At 57.5% G+C, this 2508-nt stretch carries 2 protein-coding genes and 1 pseudogene; 1 reads left to right on the forward strand and 2 read right to left on the reverse strand.

Annotated elements, in window-relative coordinates:
• Both HX846_RS27825 and HX846_RS27830 read right to left on the reverse strand, forming a co-directional pair.
• A pseudogene (locus HX846_RS27825) lies at positions 1 to 250 on the reverse strand (hypothetical protein); the annotation flags it as partial.
• A 651-nt stretch (positions 251 to 901) separates the two neighbouring features.
• Positions 902 to 1924, reverse strand: a complete 1023-nt coding sequence (locus HX846_RS27830) for a zinc-dependent alcohol dehydrogenase family protein (RefSeq protein WP_003217140.1) — start codon at positions 1922 to 1924, stop codon at positions 902 to 904.
• 248 nt (positions 1925 to 2172) lie between these two features.
• On the opposite strand from HX846_RS27830, the gene HX846_RS27835 reads away from it, so the two are divergent.
• The coding region (locus HX846_RS27835) for a LysR family transcriptional regulator (RefSeq protein ID WP_178966522.1) at positions 2173 to 2508 on the forward strand (336 nt) is incomplete at its 3' end.

Here is a 2508-nt window from a genome sequence, read left to right on the forward strand (position 1 = left end):
GCGGCGCCCGGCCTGCAAGCGTCAGCTGGGCTGCGCGCAACAACGCCAGGACATAGCTGCTGCCGGCGCCTGCGCCGTGAGCGACCAGCACCTTGTATTCACCGATCCGCTCCATGCCGCCTGCCGCTACCACGATTCGTTGAATCAATAACTGGAGCGAGGTACGTTCTGTTCGAGAGAAATGCCCTATCAAGCGTTGCAATACTTGTTGATAGACATAGTTCATGGCTTGTTCGTGAATAGCGCTCATAGTTCTACTACCTGAGTTGAAATATCAGTTTCGGGCAATCGTTGACGGCATTTGCCTGACCTGTTGTTTCTGTAGGGGCGTTACAACATGTGACATTCAATGGAGATTAGCACCGGGCCCTACCTGCCAAGCCTGCCTTTGGGGGCTTCCAGTCCCGAAAAGGCGCCAAGCCAAGGGGCACGCAGCCCAAACCGAAAGTCTTAGGAACGCTCTGACAACTTCCTACGCTGCTTTAACTTACAAACTAGAGAAGCATCCGACATAACCCACTTCAATATTGATGTTCCGGCAAAACAGCCATGGGAAACATTATTGGGCTTGACGGATGTACGGGGTGATTTCATATATTCAATCATTGCTCAATCCTTGAGATAAAAGTGACGGGGCAATTATCGGCACTTGAATAATGATTAACAGATACAGAACGCCGGCTAAAACCGGTTCAGATGGGGGCTTGCATGGGGTATCGAGTGTGCAGACACGACAACGCCGCGCTGGGATTCAGGGCGGCGTCAGGGGCATACATCTGGTTTATCGGGCTGAAGTGCTGAAATCCCGATTCAAGCGGTGGGCAGGTTAAGTCCTGTCAAATGGCGCATTTGCCCCATGCGCCCGGGGGCAGGAATACTCGCTTGAGAATATTCCCACAGATCAAACAGTTTCTACCTGCAAGGCAACCCGTTCACGGCACGGACATTCGTCCATATAGCGGTGCGCTTCAACGAACTGGCTGAACGGAAATACCGTGGTTTTCAGCGGTACCAGCACCTTGTCGGCGGTCAGTTGGTTGATGTCACGCAGGGCTCGCTGCAAGGCCACCTGGTCCTGGATGATGCCCAGTTCCGGTTTGCCGGTGAAGTTGCCGATGCAGTGCACAAAGAACTGAATGTTCTTCTGGAACGCCGCACAGGCCGGGAATGGCGTCTGGTTGCCACCTTGCAGGCCGTACAGCACCAGGCTGCCACGCGGCGCCAGCACATCACCCAGCAACGACATCTGCGGGCCACCCAAGCCATCGAACACCACGTCTACGCCACGGTTGTCGGTGAACTTGTTGACTTGCATCAGCAGGTCCTGCTCTTCGGTGACGATCACCTTTTCCGCCCCGAGGGACAGCAGGTATTCGCGCTCATCACTGGTCTTGGTGGCGGCAATCACCCGCACACCCAGGGCTTTGCCCAGCTGCACAAACGATGGGCCGGCACAGTGGCTGGCGTCCGTTACCAGGGCGAATTGCCCGGGTTTGACCCGCGCCAGGTCCATGTACGCAAAGTAGGCAATCAGCAACGGCGTGTAGTGCACGCTGGCTTCGATCGGGCTCAGGACATCCGGGTAGCGGGTCAGGGCCGAGCGCGGCAGGACGATCTGTTCGCCGTACACCGGGTAGTCATTCGGGCTCTCGGCCGGGAAGCTGGCGACCTTGTCACCCACCGCCAGGTCGTCGACACCCTCGCCAACGGCCACAACCACGCCGGCCATTTCATGGCCAAGGCCGGAAGGCAAGCGGGCATGGGACGACGCCAGGTTCTGGCGCCACAGAATGTCGTACCAGCTGATGCCAATCGCCTCGACGCGCACCTGCACTTCGCCCGGTGCGGGCTTAGCGGCTGCATGCTCTTCGCATTTGAGCACCTCGGCCGGACCAAACTTGTGAAAACGGATCGTGCGGGACATCGCAAACCTCGTCAAAGTAACCTCTATTGCCATGAACTCTATCTGGGCTTTCGGGGCAAGACCACCGGTCGCCGTTAATAGTCGACATGCCTGTCATTGATTCCGCACATACGGAAAAGGTGCCAAGCCATGTAGGAAAACTGAATTAGCCGGTGCAGAGTACCAGCCTTTCCCCGTAAGATTCATGCCGGTCATTGTTCTTATATGACCGCTCCCGTCAAGTTTACTGACGCCGCCTGGGACACAAGATGAACCGTAACGACCTGCGTCGTGTCGACCTCAACCTGTTGATCGTATTCGAAACCTTGATGCATGAGCGCAGTGTGACCCGCGCTGCCGAGAAACTGTTCCTTGGCCAGCCGGCCATCAGCGCAGCCCTGTCACGCCTGCGCGGCCTGTTCGACGACCCGTTGTTCGTGCGTACCGGACGCAGCATGGAGCCCTCGGCCCGTGCGGTAGAAATCTTCGCCCTGCTCTCCCCGGCCCTGGACTCGATTTCCACGGCCGTCAGCCGCGCCTCCGAATTCGACCCGGCCACCAGCACCGCGGTATTCCGCATCGGCCTGTCGGACGACGTCGAATTC

This window comes from Pseudomonas sp. K5002, from assembly GCF_013386655.1.
Lineage (GTDB): Bacteria > Pseudomonadota > Gammaproteobacteria > Pseudomonadales > Pseudomonadaceae > Aquipseudomonas.

Bases quoted from the DNA above. Each gene is read 5' to 3' on its own strand.
- HX846_RS27830 (WP_003217140.1), bottom strand. From the start codon at position 1,924: ATGTCCCGCACGATCCGTTTTCACAAGTTTGGTCCGGCCGAGGTGCTC.